Origin of the sequence: Microcoleus sp. PH2017_28_MFU_U_A, from assembly GCF_020738035.1 — a bacterium.
GTDB lineage: Bacteria > Cyanobacteriota > Cyanobacteriia > Cyanobacteriales > Microcoleaceae > Microcoleus.
The window spans coordinates 1-24,649 of sequence record NZ_JAEQCX010000029.1; the positions used below are offsets into that span (position 1 = coordinate 1).

The 24,649-nt window shown below is 43.9% G+C and carries 15 protein-coding genes; 9 read left to right on the forward strand and 6 right to left on the reverse strand.

Annotated elements, in window-relative coordinates:
• On the forward strand, nucleotides 1-445 hold a 445-nt coding region (locus tag JGK14_RS04130), incomplete at its 5' end, for an IS200/IS605 family accessory protein TnpB-related protein (protein ID WP_293196570.1).
• Between the two features lie 83 nt (nucleotides 446-528).
• Here JGK14_RS04130 and JGK14_RS04135 read toward each other — a convergent pair.
• The 3 genes from JGK14_RS04135 to JGK14_RS04145 form a co-directional block, all read right to left on the reverse strand.
• A complete protein-coding gene (locus tag JGK14_RS04135; protein ID WP_293196572.1) occupies nucleotides 529-1,968 on the reverse strand; it encodes a DUF2079 domain-containing protein in 1,440 nt (479 codons plus the stop codon).
• Nucleotides 1,969-2,072: 104 nt separating this feature from the next.
• Nucleotides 2,073-3,638, reverse strand: coding sequence for a DUF2079 domain-containing protein (locus JGK14_RS04140; RefSeq protein ID WP_293233125.1), 1,566 nt, complete (start codon nucleotides 3,636-3,638; stop codon nucleotides 2,073-2,075).
• A 9-nt stretch (nucleotides 3,639-3,647) separates the two neighbouring features.
• The gene (locus tag JGK14_RS04145) at nucleotides 3,648-5,210 is read right to left on the reverse strand and encodes a DUF2079 domain-containing protein (protein WP_293175473.1); all 1,563 of its coding nucleotides are present in this window, start codon (nucleotides 5,208-5,210) and stop codon (nucleotides 3,648-3,650) included.
• A gap of 295 nt (nucleotides 5,211-5,505) precedes the next feature.
• On the opposite strand from JGK14_RS04145, the gene dxr reads away from it, so the two are divergent.
• On the forward strand, nucleotides 5,506-6,696 hold the full coding sequence (gene dxr, locus JGK14_RS04150) for a 1-deoxy-D-xylulose-5-phosphate reductoisomerase (RefSeq protein WP_293241384.1): 1,191 nt from the start codon (nucleotides 5,506-5,508) through the stop codon (nucleotides 6,694-6,696).
• Between the two features lie 293 nt (nucleotides 6,697-6,989).
• On the opposite strand, the gene JGK14_RS04155 is transcribed toward dxr, so the two are convergent.
• Nucleotides 6,990-7,505 carry a phosphoribosyltransferase gene (locus tag JGK14_RS04155; protein ID WP_293317815.1) on the reverse strand — a complete coding sequence of 172 codons (516 nt, stop codon included), beginning with the start codon at nucleotides 7,503-7,505 and terminating at the stop codon, nucleotides 6,990-6,992.
• 54 nt (nucleotides 7,506-7,559) lie between these two features.
• Between JGK14_RS04155 and JGK14_RS04160 the strand changes: the two genes are divergently transcribed.
• Nucleotides 7,560-8,309: a pentapeptide repeat-containing protein gene (locus JGK14_RS04160; protein WP_293175459.1), complete on the forward strand. Its 750-nt coding sequence runs from the start codon at nucleotides 7,560-7,562 to the stop codon at nucleotides 8,307-8,309.
• A 295-nt stretch (nucleotides 8,310-8,604) separates the two neighbouring features.
• On the opposite strand, the gene JGK14_RS04165 is transcribed toward JGK14_RS04160, so the two are convergent.
• Nucleotides 8,605-8,805, reverse strand: coding sequence for a hypothetical protein (locus JGK14_RS04165; protein WP_293175457.1), 201 nt, complete (start codon nucleotides 8,803-8,805; stop codon nucleotides 8,605-8,607).
• 755 nt (nucleotides 8,806-9,560) lie between these two features.
• The gene (locus JGK14_RS04170; RefSeq protein ID WP_325314795.1) at nucleotides 9,561-9,758 is read right to left on the reverse strand and encodes a hypothetical protein; all 198 of its coding nucleotides are present in this window, start codon (nucleotides 9,756-9,758) and stop codon (nucleotides 9,561-9,563) included.
• 1,546 nt (nucleotides 9,759-11,304) lie between these two features.
• Here JGK14_RS04170 and JGK14_RS04175 point away from each other — a divergent pair.
• The 6 genes from JGK14_RS04175 (at nucleotide 11,305) to JGK14_RS04200 (ending at nucleotide 24,514) form a co-directional block, all read left to right on the forward strand.
• Nucleotides 11,305-11,481: a hypothetical protein gene (locus tag JGK14_RS04175; RefSeq protein WP_293189505.1), complete on the forward strand. Its 177-nt coding sequence runs from the start codon at nucleotides 11,305-11,307 to the stop codon at nucleotides 11,479-11,481.
• A 651-nt stretch (nucleotides 11,482-12,132) separates the two neighbouring features.
• The gene (locus tag JGK14_RS04180; protein ID WP_293175453.1) at nucleotides 12,133-13,005 is read left to right on the forward strand and encodes a calcium-binding protein; all 873 of its coding nucleotides are present in this window, start codon (nucleotides 12,133-12,135) and stop codon (nucleotides 13,003-13,005) included.
• A 1,095-nt stretch (nucleotides 13,006-14,100) separates the two neighbouring features.
• A complete protein-coding gene (locus JGK14_RS04185) occupies nucleotides 14,101-14,961 on the forward strand; it encodes a calcium-binding protein (RefSeq protein WP_293175451.1) in 861 nt (286 codons plus the stop codon).
• Nucleotides 14,962-15,606: 645 nt separating this feature from the next.
• The gene (locus tag JGK14_RS04190) at nucleotides 15,607-18,471 is read left to right on the forward strand and encodes a tetratricopeptide repeat protein (RefSeq protein ID WP_325314796.1); all 2,865 of its coding nucleotides are present in this window, start codon (nucleotides 15,607-15,609) and stop codon (nucleotides 18,469-18,471) included.
• A 24-nt stretch (nucleotides 18,472-18,495) separates the two neighbouring features.
• The gene (locus JGK14_RS04195) at nucleotides 18,496-22,587 is read left to right on the forward strand and encodes a tetratricopeptide repeat protein (protein ID WP_325314797.1); all 4,092 of its coding nucleotides are present in this window, start codon (nucleotides 18,496-18,498) and stop codon (nucleotides 22,585-22,587) included.
• The gene (locus JGK14_RS04200; protein ID WP_325314798.1) at nucleotides 22,580-24,514 is read left to right on the forward strand and encodes a tetratricopeptide repeat-containing sulfotransferase family protein; all 1,935 of its coding nucleotides are present in this window, start codon (nucleotides 22,580-22,582) and stop codon (nucleotides 24,512-24,514) included. The genes JGK14_RS04195 and JGK14_RS04200 overlap by 8 nt, the downstream gene beginning before the upstream one ends.
• The last annotated feature ends 135 nt before the right edge of the window (nucleotides 24,515-24,649 follow it).

Here is a 24,649-nt window from a genome sequence, read left to right on the forward strand (position 1 = left end):
GCTAGTAATTGGCAAAAACGTACAATGGAAAAATGAGATCAATTTAGGCAAGAAAACAAATCAAAACTTTGTCAGCATTCCTCATGCTCGACTAATTGAAATGTTGAAATACAAAGCTGAATTGATGGGAATAAAAGTGATAGAACAAGAAGAATCCTATACTTCCAAATCGAATTTTTTAAATTTAGATCCAATTCCTGTCTATGGGAATATTGGCGCCCAGGATGCCAAATTTAGTGGAAAGCGAATTAAGAGAGGATTGTACAAAACATCAGACGGTCGATTGATTAATGCTGATGTTAATGGATCTTATAATATTTTGAGAAAAGCAATCCCAAATGCCTTTGGCGATGGGATAGAGAGCTGCGTAGCTCAGCCGAGGCGGGTTAATCCGCTCGAAGTAAAAGTGAAAGGGGAGGGAATTGAAGCCTCCCATGTCATGTAATAGATGACTATACTTTTACCAGCTATTAAGCGTCAATTTGACCAGGTAAAATATTATGTCGCTCGATATGAGATGATATAAAATCATTTATTAGCGTTTTGGACAAATAGATAAATGTCATCCCGCTGATATTTGAGTGTAAATTGGGGATGGTTGGCGAGTTGAGTTATGAGGTTTTGCACAAAAGCTCGATCGCTCATCCAGCCAGGATACCTCAGATTTAGCAAGACATACTCAAACTCTGCGAGATTTCCAGGAGGCGTCTGAGCCTGAGTTAAGCGTACTACAGGGCGGTGCGTTAAGTGCGGAGCCATGTGAGAAGTGGTTAAAACACTGCCTTTTGTGTTGACAAGGGCGATCGCTTCTCTGCTAGCCGACAAGGTATCGAGGGAATCTACATAAATAGTCCAAAAATAGCCGTATTTCGCTAAAGCTAAGAAACCAATTAACGACCAAATTACAATAACTCTCGGTAATTGATATTTAGGAATTGGCAATTTATCAAAGATTGTATTTCCCTGGTGCTGATTCCTATCTGCTAAACTAGAAATTACCGCAACCAACAAAAACGGCAATATCGGAATAGAATATTGATGAATCAAGTCTCGTTGAGCGGGGATATCCGAAAGAATATTCATCGCCAACATTGGTACAGCGCTAATTAAAGGTGTCAGATGCCGTGGCGAAATCCACCAAATTACAGGTAATATTAATAAGGCTAAATATTCAAAAGTGTCAGCAGAAAACAAACGCCCTAAAATTAGATTTGGTTTCAAGATTAAATTAACAGCTATTTCTAAAACCGAGTTTCCCAAATATTGATATCGCCCGATTCCCGCGTGTTCTCTTCCCTGATTGAAATATGGTATAATTCCCTGAGTAACTACCAGAAACCAACCTACGCCAAGAAATAGAGCTATCAGCCCGCAATTGCGTTTTTTGTCAAAACATAAGAGCCACAATCCCATCGCAGCTACAGTTAAAGATAACACGGCTTTGCAGCTCAAAACTAAGACGATGGCAGCACAAAACCACAGAGTTTTATTGAGTCGCGCGGCGAGGATTGCTGCTAGCAGTGCGGGTAAAGCAATGACTTCGGGGTGGAAGTCGAAGAGGTTGACATTGAAGACTAAGGGGTAGAAAAGGTAGATACAGGCGATCGCCCAAGCTATACTATTCTTTAACCCAGCTTGAATGGCCAAACCCCAAACTGGCAAAGCCCCCGATGTCAGGGCGACTGCTTGCACTAACAACAGCCAATGAACATCGGGATATATTTTGTACAGCAAAGCCACGGGATACATCACCCCAGCGGCGTGATTTCCCAGGTGGTGAATTTCCAGAAATGAGGAAAACGGCGTTTCTCCTTGACTGATGAGATACGCTACTTGATCGTAAATTCCGAGTTCAAAGGCGTTGGATTCAAGCAGGGCGTGGCGTACACTGCTGCATAGAAAAAATATTAGGGCGAAAAGGGCGATTTGCCAACTTACTGGATGATATTTTAGCTTAAAATTGTTCATATTGTATTCATTCCCAAATTATCTTAAAATTATCTGCGTCTGTCTGTGTTGCATTTGCCTTAAATCTGCGGTTGGTTTATCAATGAATAATTGCAATAAGTCTACTAATTGCTGATTTTCTGAAACAAAAAAACATCATCTTGCTGAAAGCTAATTTTAAATGCAGGAGATTGTTTCAGTTGAGTCACGACACTCGCAGCAGTATCCGCAGTATCGTGCCAAGGATGGCGCATATTTAATAGCACATACTCAAATTCATTCAAACTTTGTCCGTTGGCAACTTGATGCAACAATTTAATTGTTGCACGATGAGCGAGATGAGTTGCTAGGGAATTATCCGTTAAGACATTGCCTTGAGTTTGCACTCTATTAATTGCCTGCCGCGTCGCTTGCCAAGTATCGAGAGACTCTAAATAAATTGTCCCAAAATATCCATACTTTGCTAAAATTAAGAAACTCAAAAACGACCACAAAATTAACAATTTAGACACATTAGCAAATAGCAATTTTCCCCACCTCCAACTGCGGTGAATCCACAGGCGGCGCATCCAGATATGTTTGACAGATTTAATCGAAATGCGTTTCGAGACGGGCTTCCAAATTCGCGGCATCAAATTGCGGTGATTCCATAGATAATTTCCGGCATTTTTCCAAAAATTATTGCCTCTTATCTGTCTGTCTGCTATGGTAGAGATTACGACGGTTAATACAAAGGGAAATATCGGTACTGAATACTGGTGAATCAAATCTCGCTGGGCGTCAATATCCGAAAGAATATTCATCACTAGCATGGGAAAAGCACCTATTAATGGTGACAGGTGGCGCGGGGAAAGCCACCAAATTACAGGGAAAAATAATAAAATCAAATATCCGAAAGTATCAGTCGAAAACAAACGGCCTAAAATGAGATTTGGTTTCAAGATTAAATTAATCGCAATTTCCAAAACTGAGTTTCCTAAATATTGATATCGCCCGACACCTGCGTGTTGTTTGCCTTGATTGAAATATGGTACGATTGCTTGAGTAGCTATCAAAAACCAGGCTGCACCGAGAAATATAGCGATGAGTCCGCACTTGCGGGTTTTCTCAAAGAAGAATAACCAAACTCCCATCATCAAGACTGTCAAAGATAGCACGGCTTTGCAGCTTAAGATTAAGAGGATGGCTGCACAAAACCACAATGTTTTATTCAGTCTGGCGGCTAGGATTGCTGCTAAAATGGCGGACATTGCTATGACTTCGGGGTGGAAGTCGAACAGATTGACGTTAAATACTGCGGGATATAGCAGATACATGGCTGAAATGGCGATCGCCTTTGGTTCAGTTAATCCCGCTTGACGTGCTAAACTCCAACTAGGCCAAGCACCTAAGGCTAGGGCAAAAGCTTGCACGAATAACAGCCAGTGCACGTCGGGATATATTTTGTAGAGTAAGGCTAGGGGATAGAAGATAAAGGCAGTATGATCTCCTAAAATATTGATTTCCATTAATGAGGAAAATGGTGTTTGATTTTGGGAGATTAAGTAAATTGCTTGGTCAAAAATTGCTAAGTCGTAGGCAGTGGAATGAAATAAAGCGTGGCGCGCGCTGCTGGCTACAAATAAGATTATCGTTGTGACGACAATCATTAACAATACTGGATGGGATTTTGGGGATTGTAAGGTTAGCATTTTCTTGGTTTAATCGGCGATGCGTTTAAATAGTAGAACTTGTTTTTTGTGATAAGTTAATTGAAAAGCGCGATCGTTTTTAAGTTGATTTGCTAAGGTGTTACCAATTTTTTCAGTATCTGGCCACGGATGGCGCAGGTTTAATAATATGTATTTAAATTCAGCTAGATTTGTTTGAGGTGAAGTTTGTGAAAGTAGTTTGACTGTGGGGCGATGGGCAAAGTGAGGAGCAAGTCTATTATCTGTTAAAATACTGCTTTGGGGTTGAACTTGGGCGATTGCTTCTCGTGTGGCTTGCCAGGTATCTAGTCTATTTGCGTACAGAATAAAGTCTTTGGATTCTCCCAGCAATAGGAATATTATTAATGACCAAATTATCATTGCTTTGGGTAATTGCATTCCCAGCCACAGTTGCGGAATTTGGATGTTTTTAAATTGTAGCTTTGCGGTATTTGGTGCGCTAGATAACGGTTGATTGAGTATGTTTGTATTTTTTATTCCTTGTTCTTTGGCGATAATTGCTAAGATTAAAAATGGGACAATTGGCACTGAATATTGATAAGCTAAACTGCGTTGAAATGGTAAATCGGAGAGGATATTGATAATTAATGTAGGGATGGCTGGAATTAGGGATGTTAAATATTTGAGGTTGCTTTTGCGGGAGAATGGCAGCAACAGCCAAATTACGGGTAAGGTGAGGACAAATAAGTATTTGAATGTGTCGAAGGAAAGGATTTTTCCTAATACTAGCTGTGGTTTTAATATGAGGTTGATGATGATTTCTAGGACTGATTTGCCTAAATAGCTGTAACGCCCGACTCCGGCGACTTCGCTACCGCTAAAGTAGGGGATGATTTTTTGGGAAGCTATCAAAAACCATGCTACACCGAGTAAAAGTGCGATCGCCCCAAATCGTTGCTTTTTATCGCAAACAAACAGCCATAAGCCAATAGCAGCAACGGTTATAGACAAAACTGCCTTGCAACTTAACACCAGCAGAATTGCGGTACAAAACCACACCAGTTTATTTAAGCGCGCTGCTAAAATTGCTGCTAACAGTGCGGGTAAAGCGATTACTTCCGGGTGAAAATCAAATAAGTTGATGTTGAATACCACCGGATAGAGCAAATAAATTAGGGCGATCGCACGAGACTCTTCTTGATTTAAACCCGCCAAACGCGCTAAACTCCAGCTAGGCCAGGCTCCCAGCGATAAAGCAACTGCTTGTACCAACAGCAGCCAATGCACATCCGGGTAAATTTTGTACAGCAAAGCCAGCGGATAATAGATTACCGCAGCGTGATCTCCCAAAATATGAATACCCATCAAGGAAGAAAACGGCGTTTGGTTTTGACTCAGCAAGTAAATTGCTTGGTCAAAAATTCCCAAATCGAAGGCTGTGGATTGGAATAAAGCGTGCCGCAAACTGCTACAGGCAAAGAAAATTGTAGCAGCAATGGCGATCGCCCAAACCAAACTCGACGGTAAGCGCGATCGACCTTCTTCTATATTTTCCCCGATTCCAACGCCGATATCCTCATGGTCATCAGCAAAATTTTCCCCATTTTCCATGAAATCTGGCACTAACTGACGACTCAAAATATGATTCCTTCAAATATGCTTACCACGCCATAGTTCAATACGGTTCACTTAAAACTATTTATGCGCCGGAGATCCCCCTAAATCCCCCTTAAGAAGGGGAGTAGGGGTTGACTTTGAGAGCATTCTTGTCCCACCCCCTACTCCCCTTTTTTAAGGGGGGTTAGGGGGGATCTGTCTTAATTGAACCGTATTGCGGCATAGTTAACCGCTAATTTTAGTTCCGGTAATCGTAATATTAGAATAATCCACAAAACCTTAAAAAATTGTGAAAGCAATAACTCTTCTCGGCTCCACAGGCTCCATCGGCACTCAGACTCTGGATATTGTAGCTCAATACCCGGAACAATTTCGGATTGTCGGGTTAACCGCCGGACGAAATGTAACGTTACTCGCACAACAAATTCGCCAGTTTAAACCAGAAATTGTCGCGATTTGCGACGAAGATAAATTAGAGGAATTGCAAAGCGCGATCGCAGATCTCGACCCTCAACCTATTTTACTTGCTGGCGAGTCAGGCGTTGTCGAAGTTGCCAAATATGGCGATGCTGAAGCCGTCGTCACCGGCATAGTTGGCTGTGCCGGTTTGCTGCCAACAATTGCCGCTATCAAAGCAGGCAAAGATATCGCCTTAGCCAATAAAGAAACATTAATCGCCGGCGGCCCCGTTGTCAACCCCCTGATCGAAAAATACGGGGTTAAAATATTGCCGGCAGACTCGGAACATTCGGCAATTTTTCAATGCCTCCAAGGCATACCGGCGGGAGGGTTGCGCCGAATTATTCTCACAGCTTCGGGCGGTTCTTTTCGAGATTTGCCGATCGACAAATTAGCACAAGTAACAGTCGCCGATGCCTTGAAACATCCGAATTGGTCGATGGGGCAGAAAATCACCATTGATTCTGCTACTTTGATGAATAAAGGATTAGAAGTAATTGAGGCTCATTACCTGTTCGGCATGGATTATGATGACATTGATATTGTCATCCATCCCCAGAGTATCATTCACTCGTTAATTGAGCTACAAGATACATCGGTTTTGGCACAATTGGGCTGGCCGGATATGCGTTTGCCCCTACTTTACGCTTTGTCTTGGCCGGAAAGAATTCAGACAGATTGGCCGCAGCTAGATTTAGTAAAATCCGGTGATTTAACTTTCCGAGAACCAGATCACGAAAAGTATCCTTGTATGCAGTTAGCCTATGCGGCGGGACGTGCCGGTGGTTCGATGCCGGCGGTGCTGAATGCGGCAAACGAACAGGCTGTAGCGCTATTTTTGGCGGAAAAGATTACATTTTTGGATATTCCGAAGTTGATTGAAAAGGTGTGCGACAAACATCAAGCTGATAACTGTGAAAGTCCGGCTTTAGATGATATTTTGGCTGCGGATCGGTGGGCGCGGCAGGAAGTTTTGACAAAAAGCATGGAATTGGGCGATCGTATTCTTTCGGTTCGCTGATTCTTAGATGGAGCGGTTGAAACCGCGTCTATACAAACAAAACCCGGATGGTGCGCGGGTTGAAGATAAGATGGTGAAAATTACGCGATTTTCTTCATTTATTTCTTCATTCCGCGGAGGCGGAATTCGTTTTTGTAGACGCGGTTTCAACCGCCGTCTTATATTTTCCCATTATTGATATAATTCCCCAATATGTCGATCGCAGCAACACCCAAGGAAGAAGCCCAACAATCAGAGCATTTCGAGCTTGGGTAAAACAGCAACTACAAACAAAACAGGGCTAGGGGCGGATTTCAGTAACTCCCCGCTTTCGCCGCCAAATCAGCCGCACTCATCTTTTCGTACATTTCAAAAGGTTGATGAATCCAAGGATTATCCGGCAAATAATCTACATAATAATCCGGCTTCGCAACAGAACAAGCCTTGTACCAAAGCACAGCAGTCCGAATTTCCTGAATATCCTCGCCGTAACGACTCTTCAGCCAAACAATAGCTTGCTCTAAACTAATTCCCGAATCCACCAAATCGTCAACTAGCAGAATGTGGCTGCCCAAATTATCGCCCACCATTGTTAAATTAGGCGCAAACTCGATCGCCCGCCGGACTTTTCCCTCCGCCCCACAATAGGACGAGGCTGCTAAAATCGCCAGAGGTTTGTCGAAAATCCGCGACAGAGTATCGCCGACGCGCAGCCCTCCCCTCGCCAAACAGACAATGCGATCGAATTTCCATTGAGATTCATTAATTTTTACAGCCAAATCTTCAATTTTTCGGTGGTACTCAGACCAAGAAACGTAAAGGTCACTCATGCCAAATATTATTGAAATATCAAAGATATTATTCAATATTTTGGGGAAAAAGACATGAATGCAGAGGAACTTCTCAGACGGTATGCAGCCGGAGAACGGGTTTTTCGTACAGTAGACCTGGCTGGGATCAATATGTCAAGGACAAATTTGCGCGATATTGACTTAACTGGAGCTAGTTTAACAGGTGCAAGTGCGATCGGCATAACGCTCTACAGAGCCAATCTGTATCAAGCAGATATCAGCAAAGCCGACTTCTCCCAAGCCAACCTCATGTCGGCTAATTTCGGCGAATGCGAGGCGATGGGAGCGAACTTGAGCGGAGCTATCTTGCGGAGTGCCGTGCTCAGCGGGGCAGATTTTACGGGGGCGAGTCTCAGGGGTGCAGACATCAGAGATGCCAACCTTCAACGGGCAATTTTGATTCAAGTTTATGCAGTTAACGCTAACTTGCAAGGTGCCAATTTGACAGAAGTAAAACTTTGCGGAATCAACCTGACTCAAGCAAATTTAACTGACGCCAACTTAACACAAGCCGATCTCAGCCATGCTAATCTCACTCAAGCAAATTTGAGTTGGGCTAATTTGACAGAAGCAAATCTCGAAAAAGCTAATTTGAAGGGAGCAGATTTGAGCGGAGCTAACCTGATTTGTGCAAATCTGCATCTAGCAGATTTGAGCGGAGTTTCCCTTAAGGGAGCAAATTTCAGGGGAGCAAACTTGCATCAAGCTTCTTTGCGCGGGACAAATTGGAAGGAGGCGAATCTGAGAGAAGCTATGATGCCTGACGGCACAATCTCGGAGTAAATAAGCTTGCAACACAGAATTTAAAACCGCAGGGTGCTGGTGGCGCACCCTACATTTAGCTTAATTCCAGATTTTATTGAGGGGATTTAATTCGATCTTCAGGTTACCCCGCCCAAAAACGGAGACAGGCCTCCGAGACTCGCCTAGTGGAGAGTCAAAAATTTTAGATCAAAGTTCAATCTCCAGATTTATCTGTTGAGACAATCTCAAATCTCAAATCTCAAATCTCAAATCTCAAATCTCAAATTGATTGACAGTGCATTTAAAGAGAAGTGGCAAAATTTTGGGTAACAGTTTAATCTACAACTTTCAGCCAGCCCCGGCGAACCGCGTGGAGCAAGCGGTTGATGGCTGTTTGATCTTCTTCGGTAAGACAGTCATTTAATAGCGCACTCTTGAGCTGTTGTCGGTGAGTGGGAGTCAGCAGACCGGAGTGATATACCTGAAACACTAGCTCTGCAATCGTAAATTGAGGTAAAAACGTTTGGGTCATCATTGGTTTTTTTTGAAATCACTTTTGACATTATTGACTGATTTTCCAAATATTTATGTGATTCAAATACGCCAGTAAATGTGATCGATTCTGTCTTGATTGGTGATTTGTGTCAATCGGACTTGGGGAGCGGATGTTTCCTCGATCGAGAGAGCATCTCGAAACACAAACCCCGTCCCGATTCCTCCTTTTTAGTAACTCCAAAATCTGTGTTTTTTGTTAAAAGCTGCTGACAAACAAATTAATATTAATTTAACAAATCACTAAGTATGTCCTTACCAATAAACATAGATGCGTTGAGGGGTGAGAACACTCATTTACTCTTTTGTATATGAGCGATCTTGACGCTGAAAAACACCTACAATGTACTGCCTTTTTTTTGCGATGACTACTAAGTAATTACTCCTAACTAAATCAACCGATATTAAACGTAAAACTTTTACGGTGTTGGGAAACCCACTTTGCTTGCATTTACTGGGTATCTTTGTGTAGTTTTTTTTTCCGTAGATATACTTAATGAGTGCCCGCTGCTGACTACTGACTACTGTCCGCGTGCGGGGACAGCACTAAGGACTGTTAACGGTTTTGCATCAAAAATCCCGGCATCTTCAAGAAACCGGGTGCGATCGCAACGATCGCAGCAGAAAATATTTGTGAGAGGGTTAATGGAGAGACCTACTCACTCAAATCTTACTTGCGGGCAAAGCTTTACACCAGACAGAGTAGAACTACCGATCTAAAATTGCTGTCTGAGGGTACTAATCGGAAATTCTGACCCATCCGCGGCGGATGGCGTGAAGTAGGCGGTTGACTGCATCTCGATCGTCTTCGCTGAGAGCGCTTTCACAAAGTGCACGCAGTCCGTGACTTTCGGTACGACTCAGATTACCCGAATGGGTGACTTGATAAAATAGTTCAGCGATCGTGCGATCGGATTTTAAAGTCAGAGTTTGCATGAAATCTCGTTGAACTCGGCTATTCTAATATCCAGCATTTGAGAACAGAGTAGGGTGATGGCCGTCGGCTAAGCTCTGTGATCTTTCTGAGATCAGCTTGTGATCTAAATCTCCAACTGTACGTGAGTCAAATCACCTAAAAGGAGAGACCTCGATCGCATTGGCTGTGATTGTGGCGGTAGCCTCCAGGTTGGACGAAACCTCAAAAACTCCTGATGGCAAGACTTTGAGCGCGATTGTTGGTGGTTTCGTCGGTGTGCCTCCGACATCCTAGGCTGTGGACTCCCAGACTGGTAAAACTGTTCGTTTTCAACACTCCTCACCAAGGCCTCCAGTTGCGATCGGCGAGCCGCAGCCTGAGATACAATAAATTATCAATACTTCGACCCCATCTATAGGCAGGCAGGTAAAAGAATGCTCATTATTGGCTACTTTTCGGTTTCCTTAATCGTTTTTGTGGTTTGGTTCATTGTTTTTTGGAACGATACTTCAACATCCAAAAAAGACTTGCTCTCTTGGGTAGCCTTACTACTCGGCCCCCTGGTTTGGCCTATTGTTCTACCCTTATCCCTGTTTCAAATTAGTAGCAGAAAGTCGGTTGAACAAGAAGCTAAAGCAGAGCAAAAATTATAGTAAATTGTGGAAGTAACTGACTCAAACATAGTTAGTCATCTTGCCTGAATCATCATTCCTCGCTCCTCCCATCGAGTAAATCATCTTGTTTTATTACAAAACGTGGCATCTAGAAGGTGGAATCAGATAATAAAAATACTGAATCCTAAAACAGTATGTTTTTACCGCTATCAAATTCTGCCTTCTGTTTTTTGATGCCTGCTGTTATTTGGTGAGATTGTGATTTAAGGCTGCCACTCAGTCAATCGATTTTAGATTTTAGATTTTAGATTTTAGAGGCGACCCCACGGATAAATTCGGGGGAAGAGAGGATTTTCGATTTTCGATTTGGGATTGATATTATTGGTCAAAAGTGTGAGACCCCGATTTTGGACAGCGACCGCAAAATTTTTTCAGTCATAAATTATCTTGCCACCTCCACCAAGCTCAAACTTAACAGGAAATTTAACACGTTCTCTTGCTGGCAAGAGTATAACTTCAGACATATTTTAGCGTTCGGCTGACAACTTAATGATTTTTATTATTTCCGGCTTCTGCGTACCATTAATCGAATTGGCGAAAATCATTGCTGGTTTTTGATAAAAAGCTATACTCTTTACCCTGTAAGCTTTTGATGTTAGATATTGACAGATTGTAGCAGCTTTCCAACAGAAAATTGTAGAGTTCGACATCGCCACAAGTCCGAAACTCTTACCACAGTTAGATACACAATTAAAGGCAGAGACTTCAATATGAAATAGCCAACAAAACTCTTGCTTGTCTCAAGCAGGACTTGTTTTATGGGAGGAATAACGAGTGAGTTTATAAGGCGAGCGATGGAATTTTGATCTGGTGCTGCATTTTTGGGAACTTCCCCAAAAAAGTGCCGTCACAGTATCAAAATTCACTATTTGCACAAACCCTAGGAGTGAAAATGAACGAAATGTCTGAGAAGCGAATTTATGGAATTCTTAACGCAGTGTCGCTGCTAGTGCTGACCTACTATGCAGCTAGTTCAATCAATTATCTTTTCCAAACTGACGCTCACATCTACAGCTACGACAGCCAGAGCTATGTCAACGGGTCACCAGCAGACTTAGAATCACACTGAGCGGGTAAATAGTACAGCTTGTCTATGAATGCCAACGATTTTTTCGGGAAATTGCTAATTGTTAATTTATTGTGTTCGAGCGCGTCGGAATTAGCAATTAGCAATAAATAATTGCTGAAAACTATAATTTATAAAATTAATTTTTTAAATATAGCTGTATTCCAACTTACCTAAGACTTAGGCAGCACTGACACTTTTACAAAGGGCTGCTATTGATTTGTTGTGGAAGGCTGCGTTGACGTGCTTCCCATGACAGAAAATATCTTATGCACGGGCCATTCCCACAGATAACTTGTGGGGATAACTCATTTCGGCCTCTAAAACCTTGCTGCTTAATGCTTTGGAGATAAATCTAGTGTTTTTGTTTTTTTGGGGAACTAATATTTTAACTGAACAGTCAGGTTGATTGAAGCGTACTAAGAAATGGCACTCTGTTAATTATTACGCAATCCTGACGATCGCAATTTGTGCGATCGATCATTATTTGCCATCTGGCGTGCAAGTTCTATCAAAGAGCATAGTCCCATTAAAAATGGTACATGAAAGCCTATAGCAGCCGGGTCAATCTGGGTCTCAACCGATGTCCCGTTTAATTGATGAAATCCCGTTGAAGGGAACAAGTAGAAAAAATAATTTAGGGGGGGAATGTAAATGACACAGGTAACTAATCCAACTCAGCCACAATCGGCAGTTGAAAATCGTGGGGGTGGACTTGATATTATCGGCACCCAAGGCGATAACAGGATACGTGGAACGATCGAAGAGGATATCATCCTAACTTTTGGGGGCAACGATATCATTGCTGGTGGCAGTGAGAATGACCTGATTTTTTCAGGAGGTGGCAATGATAGTGTGGGTGGTGGCAGCGACAATGATACTATCTACGCTGGTACAGGCAACGATGTAGTCGATGGTGGTAACGGCAACGACACACTCTTCGGCGGTAAAGGTTTCGATCTCGTCAACGGCGGTGATGGTGCTGATTTCGTCTCCGGAGATCGGGGCAATGACACGGTACTTGGCGGATCGGGTAACGATACTGCTTTGGGCGGTGACGGCAATGATATCGTCTTGGGCGGTGACGGCAACGACAGCTTGTTCGGCGGTCGAGGGAACGATACTGTCGATGGTGGGAGAGGGGATGACTTTATCTCTGGCGACAGAGGATCTGACCTTCTGACTGGCGGCGCCGGTAGCGATACGTTCTACTTTGCTGGTGTTGGTGGCGATTATGGAATTGACACAATTACCGACTTTAACCCCGGTGAAGATAAACTCAGTTTCGATCGCAATGCTTTCTCTGGTTTGGGTGGCTCTTTCGATGCTACCGACTTTATCGTGGTTGCTGGTTTTGCTCCCGGAAGCGCACCAGCAAATACTTTGAACAAGATCGTCTACGACCCGCAAAACGGTTTGTTGTACTACAATCCAGGTAACGGCGGAGTGAAGACTGTGGCTCAACTGCAACCGGGGCTCAATCTTAGCTCCACTGCTGTCAGCAAGAACAACTTCGAGCTGTTCTAGAGAAACTAGCTATTGTGAGAACAGCACCGGACAGATTCCGGGGCTGTTCTCACGTGGCAGTCTGACAATTTTGAAGGCTTCAATCTTAAGAAAGTGATGCTATGTGCTTAAGTAATCGATCGCCAAATCGATCGCCAAAATATAAATAATCTTAGAGTATAAAAATCTCAAATCATAACTCTGGGGGTTCACGCCGATGGGCTGAATTTCCAGGGAATAATGTGCTGCTCAACAAATTTTATTTTTCGGGAACTCTGGGCGGAACTTAAAAGTCTCGTGATTCAGAGTCTACTGAAAAATCGCAACTCAGTTTAAGCTCGATTGCGGGCGATCGAACTTTCGGGCGATCGACAGTTGCCAAGGACTGCGGTGCAATTTCTCAATCTTGAGAGCAATTAATTTATCGCGCTTGGCTTTCATCGTGAAAGCTTACCGAGGGATAACCGCTCCCATGCTCCCGATGAAGTAAGAAGCAAATGTCTAGACTTGGCACCCAAGGTACGTATGGTAGACTCACAAACGTTTAAGTGGAATATTTTCGTGCTAGAGGAGGGAGTGATGGAGCCGAGAGTCCAAGGCAGAAAACAACTGATACTTGCTGCTCAACGAATACAAGATTCAACTCGCGGTTCCCGGCTCCCTGCTGACCAAAAATTTGGGATACAAGCCCCGTCCTTTTAGGACGGTTTTAATTGTTCCTAATTTTATTGGCAAAGCCTGTAATATAACAACACTCAAAAGATTTCTAGGCCCAAGACGCGTTGAAACAGCTACGATGCGGGCAAACTTAGAGACGGCTATAAGGGCAATGGTTAGCTCCAACCGTAGGATAGCAGAGTAAAAAGTCGCCATAGGGCATTGGGAGACTCTAAACGGACGCAGAGACAGAGTAAGACTACGACCAGCATCAGTCGATGAAGCGTCAAGAATCACCGCACTTTTAGGGCGGTGAGTATGTCAAAAATTAAATTACATGACAGCTTATAGCAGCCGGGTCAATTAGGGTCTCAACCGATGTCCGGTTCGATTTATTGAATCCCTTTGGAGGGAAAAGTGTATTGTAGAAAAGTGATTCATCTTTTAGGAGGAGTGTAAATGACACAGGTAACTAATCCAACACAACCAGCAGTTTCTTTGCCAGGAGCTGGCGGCTCCAGTGTTGTCGGCACCACAGGCGCAAACAGATTAAGTGCAGGCAATCTCAACGATATCATCCTGACCTTTGGGGGCGATGATGTCATCGCCGGTAACGGTGGGGACGACATCATTTTTTCCGGTGGCGGCAATGACAGTCTCGGCGGCGGCAGCGGTAACGATGCCCTCGTTTCAGGCAGTGGCAACGATGCTGTCTCTGGTGGTGACGGCGATGATAGAATCTTTGGCGGCAAAGGGAATGACCAGCTCGACGGCGGTGCTGGCAATGACTTGGTTTCTGGAGACAAAGGCAACGATCTCGTACTCGGCGGAACTGGTAACGATACCCTGTTCGGCGGCGAAGGCAGCGATACTGTCAGCGGTGGCGATGGCAACGATACCCTCTGGGGCGGTAAAGGCAGCGATACTGTCGATGGTGGCGCTGGCAATGACTTTATCTCTGGCGACAGAGGCAGCGATGTCCTGACTGGCGGTGCTGGCAGCGACACGTTCTACTTCGCCACCTCCGCCGCTACCGGCACATTAGACGGCATAGACACGATCACTGACTTTACACCGGGTGAAGATAAGATTCGCTTGAAGCAGGGCGGTGTGTTCGCTGGTTTGGGCAGCAGCTTCGAGGCGAGCGAGTTTGTCGTCGTTTCTGGTTTCAGCGCCAGCAGCCCAGGATCCACCAGTAACAAGTTGATCTACGACCCGACAAACGGTGCGTTGTTCTTCAACGGTGGCAACGGAGTGTTACAGGTTGCTCAGTTGCAGCCTGGCCTGACTATTACCTCGAACAACTTCGAGCTGTTCTAAAACAACTGGCGGTTGTGGGGCGACACCGGATTTTATCCGGGGCTGTTCTCACAAAAGCTGATAGTTTGAAAGGATTTCAACCTCATTCTGCCAACAGCGGGGTGAGGTTGAAATATTCAAGGGCTCAAGTGAAGCAAGGGCATTAAAAAAAATCGACCAACACCGATCGACCGAATTAATATTTTGCCCGATCGCACAAAATATAAATCAAGACCCTTGGGTTAAGCCAGATCCCCCCTTAGCTTGCCCGCTACTCCCCCTTAAAAAGCAGGGTGGTTTTATTGTGGTCACACAAATTAGGTACGTAGTTGCGCTTGGGCGCTCTTTCCTAATCTTATAAAGAGCGCTGAAGCGCAACTACGTACCTTCGCCCAAGCGTGAGCCAATCTTTGAGCGATAATTTTGGTAGTTTCAGATTTCTTTTCCCGACAATAAAACCACCCTGCCTAGCCCCCCTTAAAAAAGGGGGGGACAAGAACTTCATCAAAGTCCCCCTTTTTAAGGGGGATTTAGGAGGATCTCCGGGTAATAAAAATTGTGAACCCGATCGCCTAAAATATAGATAGTCTGAAAATATCAAACTTTCAAATCAGAATTTATAAGTTTTCCTGAAGCGGTAAAGCAACCGCAACTGCACGGCAAGCAATGACCACTCAAGAATACATCCGGCAAGCCCAAGTTTATTTGAAGCAGGGAAAGTTAAGTCAGGCGATCGATTTTTGCCATCAGGCGATCGAACGACAGCCATTTTCGCCGCTAGCTTACACCACTTTAGGCGAAATCCTCGAAGCGAGCGGAGATCCGACGGCAGCAAGAGATGCTTTTGTGCAAGCTTTGGAGATTTCGCCAACGTTTGTGCTGGCCCATGCTTACTTGGGTCAACTTTACAGTGAGTATTGCTGGCTGGATGAGGCGGCTTTTCACTACGGCAAAGCTCTGGAGTTGAAGCCAGACTGGCCGGAGTTAAATTATAACTTGGGAAATGTTTTTCACAATCAGGGTAATTTGTTGGGGGCGATCGACTGTTACCGAAAGGCGATCGCCCAAAAACCCGATTATTTACTTGCTGTATTCAATCTGGCTGTGGTTTTAAATGAAAATAATCAGCTAGAAGCGGCAATTGATAGCTACCGTCAGGCGATCGCCCTCGGGCCCGATTATGTAGAAGCTTACAGCAATTTGGGCGTGATTTTGCTGAAGGAAGATCGCCCTGCTGAGGCGATCGAGATTTACCAGCGGGCGATCGAGATTAAGCCGGAATGGGCAACGCCGCACAATAATTTGGGCCAGGTGTTCCACGAAAAAAGTCCCGAAAAGGCGATCGCATCTTACCGTCGCGCGATCGAGCTAGCGCCGGAGATGGTTTTGGCTCACTACAATCTAGGGAAAGCTTGGCAATTGCAGGGGGAACATTTGGCGGCGGTTGCTTGTTTCGATCGGGTAATCGAACTCAATCCCCAACATATTTCCGGCTATACAGACGCCGGATTTTCTTTGATGTTTTTGGGCAAAATTGCCGAAGCCATGCCTTATTTTCAGCAGGCGGTAGCTCTCAAGCCAGAATTTGTTGAGGCTTACTGCCGTTTGGGAGAAACGAGGCAAGTTGCCACTGTAGAGGATGATGAGTTGTCAAGGGCGATCGCTGCGTGCGATCGATTTCTGAAAGCGCTAACTGGAAGCAAGAAGGAAGAAGGAACAAGGAACAAGGAACAAGGAAAAGCGAACAAGGAAGAAGGAAGATTTATTACCGATGCCCAATTCCCAATTCCCGATGCTCAATTCCCAATTCCCGATGCCCAATTCCCAATTCCCGATGCCCAATTCCCAATTCCCGATGCCCAATTCCCAATTGCTGAAATATGCGATTATTTAGCAGAAATTTACCTGCATTTGGGGAATGCTTTAACAGAGTATGGCGGATATGAATCAGCCGCTGCTTATTATCAAAAAGCTTTGCAAATTCAGCCCAAAAATGCAGAGCTTTACTGGCGGCTGGGAAATTGCTTGGCCCAGCAGCACCGATTCGGCCCGGCAATTGTCGTTTACCGCATGGCTTTGAAAATTCAACCAGCTTTACCTCATGTTTATTTTGAGTTAGCGAAACTGCTGGAGAAACAAGGACATTGGGAACGGGCGATCGATTATTATCAACAGGTTTTAGAGTTGCAATTGCACGGGTATGGACAGCCAAAACAGTGGGGCAGACAGAGTTTTATATCTTCAGAAGGCAATTCTTTAGAACGTCCGTGCGGTATTTATTTATCGAGTTGGGATTGGCTGGTTAATGCTAAGTTGGATGCTGGCAATTATGTGGAAATTGTTTGGGAATCTGCAACAGAAGCCAGGGTAGAAAATATTCAGACTTCTAAATTTTCTGTTAATTCGCAGTTGGCAAATTCCGATTGTGCCGGTTTAACTTGCGGGCTGTGTTTGCACAGAATTTCTAAGTGGTTCGATCCGGTGCATTTGGGTTGGGGAGTTTGCCGTTTGTCTAACTCGCAGCCGATACCTGTGGATTCCCCAAAAACTTTTGTCGCACAGATTCCCAACGGGCGAGTTTGGATTGTGCCGCAGCAAAATTATTGGCTGATTTGCAAGGCGATTGCTGTCATGACTCCTGATAATTATTTGCTGGCTGATGTGTCGAGAGATTATCCGGGTTTGTTGCCGGGATGCGAGAAGCATGATATCAGAAAACATAGCGTTTTTAAGTTAGAATCCTTTCCACCTTTAAAGCAGATAGACGGCAGCGTGGCGGTGCTTTCTGGTTTATCGGGAAATGTCTATTTTCATTGGATGGTGGACGTTTTGCCGAGGATAGAATTGCTGCGGCGCAGCGGTAGGGATTTGGCGGAAATTGATTGGTTTTTGGTGAATAGTTGTCAGCACGAATTTCAACGGGAAAGTCTCCGGATTCTGGGGATTCCCGAGGAAAAGGTTTTGGAGAGCGATCGCATTCCTCACCTGCAAGCAACAGAGTTAATTGTACCTTCTTTTGCGGGATATTTGGGCTGGCCGTCCGGATGGGCGATCGATTTTTTGAGGCGGGAGTTTCTCAAGGGAATTATACCTGGTTCAAGTTATCCAAAGCGCATTTACATCAGTCGCAGCAAAGCCAGATATCGCAGAGTTTTGAACGAGGAAGATGTGGTTGAGGTTTTGGCACGATCGGGCTTTGTTTCTATTTTACCTGAGTCGATGTCTTTGGCAGAGCAAATTGCTCATTTTTACCATGCTGAGGTGATAGTTGCTGCCCACGGTAGCGGGTTAACAAATACGATTTTTGGTAAATCTGGAACTAAAGTAATTGAGTTGGTGTCGCCTCATTATATCAGTCATTATTACTGGGGAATTAGTCAATATTTGCAGTTGGAACATTACTTTTTAGCTGGTGAGGCTTTTGAATGTTATCCTATTAGACAGTTAATGTATCAAAATTCGCTGACTGAGGATATTTTAGTGAACATGAGTTCGCTGAAAAGGATGGTTGAAGTAGTTGGTTTGGGTTAGCTGGCGTCTGGAGTAAGTTTATTTATGCCCTCGATTGAGAAGATGGAAAAAGCAGCGGTTGATTTGAATCGGCAAGCAGAAGTTTATTTGGTTGAAGGAAGGTTGAATGAGGCAGTTGCTGCTTGCGAGTCAGCGCTGAAAATTGAACCGAATTTGGCGGTGGCTTGTCAGACACTTGGGAAGGTAATGCAGGTTCAAGGTGAAGTCGAGCAGGCTAAACAGTGGTATGAAGCGGCACTGGATCGCAATCCGAATTTGCCGGAAGTGTATGCTAATCTAGGCAGTTTGTATTCTCAAGGAAAACAGTGGGAAAAGGCGATCGCAAGTTGTGAAAAAGCGATCGCCCTAGCACCGAATTTTGCCGCGGCTTATCGGCTGTTGGCGAAAATTTGGATGCAGTTGGATCGGCGAGCACAGGCGGCAGACTGTTGGTATCAAGCTTTCAAGATCGAGCCAAATTGGGCAACGGCTGAGGAATACGTCACTCTGGGAAATAGTTTAGTTGAATTGGGAAAGCTCGATCGCGCTACTGAGTGTTATTCGCAGGCAATTGAACTAGACCCGCAACTGGCAACAGCTTATCACAATATGGGCGAAATGCTGGTCGCACAGAAACGGTGGGATGAGGCGATCGCCAATTACCGACAAGCCATTGCCATCAATCCAGATTCTTTTGAATCTTACCACAGCTTGGGTCAAACTTGGGCAGAGCGAGGAGAAGGCGATCGGGCGATCGCCTGTTACCGCAAAAGCATTGAACTCAATCCTAATTATGCTCGTGCTTACCTTGGTTTGGGCAATGTTTTTGTGCAGAAAGGTGAGTTTGATGAAGCTATTCAATGTTACCGCCAGACTCTGGCAATTAATAATAATTCCTATTGGGCGCATAATTATCTAGGAGAAGCTTTTGCTCACAAAAAGCTGTGGCAAGAAGCTGTTATTTCCTACCGCAAAGCGATCGAACTAAATTCAGATATTCCTTGGTTTTATTGCAATTTGGGAATTGCCTTAACCTGCGAAAAATCCTGGGATGAAGCTGTTGCTGCTTTCCTGCGCGCGATTCAACTTGAACCTAATTTGAGAGGAATTAATCAGAGGTTGGGATATGTTTTGCGGAAGCGCAGTGAATCGGGGTTAGACAGCACAATCGCAACTTTCTGTCAAGGTATTGAGGCACTTGGTAGCGGGGAATTTTTCCATAAATTGCTAAAAATTGAGTTAGATGGAGCTGATTTTTTTATAAATTTAGGCAATAGTTTAGCGAAACAGAAGCAGCTCGAAGGTGCGATCGTATTTTATAGCATGGCCGTGCAGATTGAACCCAATGCTGCGGAAGTTGTCGCGCAACTCAAGGAAGTTCGCGCGCAACAACAGGAGTTATACGTACAAATTGCTAATTACCGCAGCCAAATTGCGATCGATCCGACTAATTCTAAGGCTTACAATGATTTAGGCAATATTTTACCGCAATTAGGGGAATTGGAAGAAGCGATCGTTTGCCATCAACAAGCGAGCGCATTGAGGGGTTGGCCTGAGTGTGCACAGAAAGATTATCAATTTACTCAAGATTGGTTTACCCACAATATTCCTATTTGGCAACGGCACTTGCAGCCGCTTACAGGAATTGCAGATTTTCAAGTGGTGGAAATCGGTAGTTTTCAAGGAATGTCGGCTTGCTGGCTGCTAGATAATATTTTAACTCATCAGACTGCCAAAATCACTTGCATCGATTTATATTTTCAAGAAACTTTTAAGGGCAATATTGTTAAAACGGGGGTTGGTGAGAAGGTAATTGAATTGGAAGGTTACTCTCAAGATTTATTAGTAAACTTGGATTCAGAATTTTACGATATTGCTTACGTTGACGGCTGTCACAAACCCACCAGCGCTCTGCAAGATGCGATTTTATCTTGGAGGTTGGTGAAAGTTGGGGGATTGATGATTTTTGACGATTATCAGTTTACGTTTCCCGACAGCCCGGAGCAAGATACTAAAATCGGCATTGATGTTTTTCTGGAGATGTTTGGAAGTCAGTTAAAATTAGTCCACAAAGGCTATCAACTGATTGTTAAAAAAATCGGCAATGAAAGTTTGGGCGAGGAGCAAACTCTTTTGTCTCTGGGTTGGGAAAAGTTGGGGAATATTGCGGCAGATGCAGGTTATGTGGATGAGGCGATCGAACGGTATCAAACAGCTATTAAAATTAAGTCTGGCAACTACTCAACTTACCACAAGTTGGGCAAAAGTTTGCAAGAAAAAGAAATGTTCGAGCGAGGTGCGGCGGCTTACCAACAGGCGATCGCACTCAACCCTAATTTTAGCTGGTCTTACCACTTTTTGGGCGAAACTTGGCAGGTGATTGAGCAATACGGCGAAGCTGCTGCTGCTTACCGCAAAGCCATTGAATTAAATCCAAATTTTTGTTGGACTTACAACAATTTAGGCGATGTGCTGATGGAGCTTTCTGAGTGGGAGGAGGCTGTTGTTAGTTACCGCAAGTTAATTGAGTTAAATCCCGATTTTTGTTGGTCTTACGACAGGTTGGGCAAGGCTTTAATTGCAGTGGAAAATTGGGAAGAGGCGGCCGCGGCTTACCGCAAAGCTATTGAATTAAATCCCGATGATTGTTGGCTGTACAATAGTTTGGGGGAAGTTCTGGAATCACTAGAAAATTGGTCAGAAGCAGCGGTTGCTTTTGCTCGTGCTGTTGAGCTAGAACCCGAGCACAGTTGGCTGTACAAGAAGCTGGGCGATGCGCTGCGGGAGCAAGGGGAACTCGAAAGGGCGATCGCAATTTACGAGCAAGGCATCAATATAGATCCAAAATCCTGTTGGTGTTACGAAGGATTGGGTTTGAGTTTAATGGTACAACAGCAGTGGGATAGGGCAATATCTAATTTTGTTAAAACCCTGCAAATCAAACCCGATTTGTTTGGAGTTTACTATCATCTAACATATGCTTTAGAACAAAAAGGAGAAGTGAATGAAGCCGACCTCCTCAAACTTGGCTATAATTTTTTGCCGTTAAGTTTTCTCAAAAAATACTGTGGATTTACAGATGATTTAGTGATTGCAGCAGACTCAGATCCAGGGATTACTTGCACAGACATCTATCCTGCAAGTGAAATCAATTTATCTGACTCCAAAACAATCCACACCAACAGCAAATGCTGGAAAGATGAAATATTTTATATCAAAAAATCTTTTGTTGCTGCCATACCAAAAGGACGAGCTTGGGCAGATATTGCTACTACCGCCGTCATCACTTCAGACAATAAACTTGTCACCGATATTTCAATGGGTTGTCCTGAGTTGGTAATAACATCCGACAAATTGTCTCCCGTCGAACACATCGAGGGAAATGTAGCTTTTTTATCCGCTCGCTGGGGAGGCGCAGCTTATTTTCATTGGATGTTTGATGTGGTTACACGGTTCGAGCTTTTGCAGCGCTGCGGATTGATAGACACTATTGATAAGTTTGTTATCAATGCTTGCGATTTGTCTTATGAAAAAGAAAGTTTAAATACTTTAGGAATTCCACTAGATAAAATTTTAGAAAGTCGCTACCAGCAACACTTTACAGCGGACAAATTAATAGTTCCTTCAATTTGTGATGGTGCTTCGGGAACCTCTAAATGGAAATGCGAATATCTGAAACGAATATTTTTAAATCAAGATAATTCCCAAAATACAAAATATTCAAAACGAATTTATATCAGTCGAAATCGAGCATCCTATCGGCGAATAGTCAATGACGAAGAGGTTGTCGCCTATCTAGAAAAAATTGGGTTTAGTACAGTTAAGTTAGAAATGATGTCGGTAGCGGAACAAGCAGCCTGTTTGGCTGCGGCTGAGGTAGTTGTCGCACCCCACGGAGGTGGATTGACTAATTTAGTTTTCTGCACTCCGGGAACTAAAGTAATTGAGATTTTTTCTCCGATTTATGTGCCAACTTGTTTTTGGACTATTAGTAATTTATGTGAGTTGGAACATTACTATTTAATTGCTGAATTGTTTGATGACCAAACTCATAAATATTCGGGACATAAAGATATGCGGGTGGATATGAACTCGCTAGAGAAGTTAATGAATATTGCAGGAGTTGTGCATGAATAGTCACGATTACCACAAGTTGGGCAATTCCCTGCAAGAAAGCGGTGAGTTTAATGATGCTGTTGCTGCTTACCGCAAAGCTGTTGAATTAAATCCAGATTTTTCGTGGTCTCATCACAGTTTGGGCGATGTTTTGTTGAAACTAGAACGCTGGGAGGATGCTGTCGCGGCGTACAAAAAAGCTGTTGAGTTAAATCCAGATTTTTCGTGGTCTTATCATAATTTGGGTGATGCTTTACTGAAACTCGAATGCTGGGAGAATGCTGTCGCTGCTTACCGCTGCGAGATTGCACTCAACTCAGATTTTGCTTGGTCTTTTTACAATTTAGCCAACGCTTTAACTAAACTTAAAGAGTGGGATGAAGCTATTGTCGCGTATTTAAAAGCTATTCAAATTGACGGAAATTTGCCGGGAATTTACGAGAAGCTTGGATATGCTCTCGGACAAACAAAGTCTGACTCAAAGTCATTATCACAACAATTTCAATTGCAAGTTACACCGGAAAATTTGCAGTTTTATTTACAGTTAGGAAAGAATTTAGCAAAGCGCGATCGCCCAAAAAGCGCAACAATTATTTACCAAACAATCTTGACAATTATCCCAGATTGTGGGGTGTCATCAGCAGATTTGGAGCGGTTGTTACAGGAGCAGCAAAAGTGCGTTAGCGAAGCCATCGAGTGCGATCGCCTTTTAGCCTCAGCCCGCGCCACAGTCGCCCAAAAACCGGATGATTGCTGGTCTTATTACAATTTAGGTGCGGTTTTGAGCCAGCAAAAATATGGGGAGGAAGCGGCGGCGGCATTTTTGCAAGCAATGGCAATAAATCCCGATCTTCCTTGGTGGTTTTATTACAATTTGTGGGAAGTTTTGATTCAGCAAAACAAGCTGGATCGAGTTGAGAACTTTTGCCGAGAAGTTGTTGATGCTCAACCGGAGGCTTTTTGGCCTTATTTGAATTTGGGAGAAGTTTTGACGAGGCAAGGCAAAATTGCTGAGGCGATTAGCTGTTATCAAACTGTCAGTTACAAACAAATTTTTGCATCTGTTATTAATAAAAGAACAAGCAATGTAGCTGTGGCAGAAAATACAGAGACAGGCAAGATGCCTGTGCCACAAAATATGGAGACAGGCAAGATGCCTGTGCCACAAAATACAGAGACAGGCAAGATGCCTGTGCCACAAAATTGGAACTTAAAACCAGTCAAATTTCCTAAGTTTATAATTATTGGTTCTCAGCGCTGCGGGACGACTTCTCTGTACACTTATTTAGCTGAACACCCGCAAATTTTGACTCCAATTAAAAAGGAGATGGATTTTTTCTCCTGGCACTTCCACAGAGGGATTGATTGGTATTGGGCCCATTTTCCCCCAATGCCACAGGGAGGGGAATTTATAACGGGTGAGGCAAGTCCGAGCTATTTTGATTTTCGGGAAGCGCCGGAACGTCTCTACAGCGCGTGTCCAGAGGTAAAGCTGATTGTGCTGTTGCGAAATCCGGTCGATCGCGCGATTTCTCATTTTTACCGCTTAAAGGGCCTAAACTGGGAAGGGCGATCGCTCGATCGGGCAATTAGCGACGAAATCGAACGGCTGAATCAAAACCCAGAATACATCATCGGCGAGGAACCTGGGAATTACTTAGCTCGCGGTAGGTATATAGAATTTATTAAAAATTGGCTGGCTTTCTTCCCCCGAGAACAGTTGTTAGTTTTGCAAAGCGAAGATTTGTATGCAGGTGCGGCGGCGACTGTACAGCAAGTTTTAGCATTTTTAGAGTTGCCGGAATATCAATTATCTGAATATCAAAATGCTAATCCTGGTTCTTATCAGCGGGTAAATGAGTCAGTTCGCAAACTGTTGAGCGATTATTTTCAACCTTACAATCAGGAATTAGAGGACTATTTGGGGAGAAAATTTGATTGGGAATAAGATAACACGGCGGTTGAAACCGCGTCTATAAAAACAAAACCTGCCTCCGCAGGTTGAATAAAAGGCGATTAAATTTGGGTTGTTCTCTTCAGTCTGCGGAGGCAGACATCGTTTGTGTAGATGCGGTTTTAACCG

Bases quoted from the DNA above. Each gene is read 5' to 3' on its own strand.
- JGK14_RS04135 (WP_293196572.1), bottom strand. From the start codon at position 1,968: ATGAACAATTTTAAGCTAAAATATCATCCAGTAAGTTGGCAAATCGCC.
- JGK14_RS04140 (WP_293233125.1), bottom strand. From the start codon at position 3,638: ATGCTAACCTTACAATCCCCAAAATCCCATCCAGTATTGTTAATGATT.
- JGK14_RS04145 (WP_293175473.1), bottom strand. From the start codon at position 5,210: ATGGAAAATGGGGAAAATTTTGCTGATGACCATGAGGATATCGGCGTT.
- JGK14_RS04155 (WP_293317815.1), bottom strand. From the start codon at position 7,505: ATGAGTGACCTTTACGTTTCTTGGTCTGAGTACCACCGAAAAATTGAA.
- JGK14_RS04160 (WP_293175459.1), top strand. From the start codon at position 7,560: ATGAATGCAGAGGAACTTCTCAGACGGTATGCAGCCGGAGAACGGGTT.
- JGK14_RS04165 (WP_293175457.1), bottom strand. From the start codon at position 8,805: ATGATGACCCAAACGTTTTTACCTCAATTTACGATTGCAGAGCTAGTG.
- JGK14_RS04170 (WP_325314795.1), bottom strand. From the start codon at position 9,758: ATGCAAACTCTGACTTTAAAATCCGATCGCACGATCGCTGAACTATTT.
- JGK14_RS04175 (WP_293189505.1), top strand. From the start codon at position 11,305: ATGAACGAAATGTCTGAGAAGCGAATTTATGGAATTCTTAACGCAGTG.
- JGK14_RS04180 (WP_293175453.1), top strand. From the start codon at position 12,133: ATGACACAGGTAACTAATCCAACTCAGCCACAATCGGCAGTTGAAAAT.
- JGK14_RS04185 (WP_293175451.1), top strand. From the start codon at position 14,101: ATGACACAGGTAACTAATCCAACACAACCAGCAGTTTCTTTGCCAGGA.
- JGK14_RS04190 (WP_325314796.1), top strand. From the start codon at position 15,607: ATGACCACTCAAGAATACATCCGGCAAGCCCAAGTTTATTTGAAGCAG.
- JGK14_RS04195 (WP_325314797.1), top strand. From the start codon at position 18,496: ATGCCCTCGATTGAGAAGATGGAAAAAGCAGCGGTTGATTTGAATCGG.
- JGK14_RS04200 (WP_325314798.1), top strand. From the start codon at position 22,580: ATGAATAGTCACGATTACCACAAGTTGGGCAATTCCCTGCAAGAAAGC.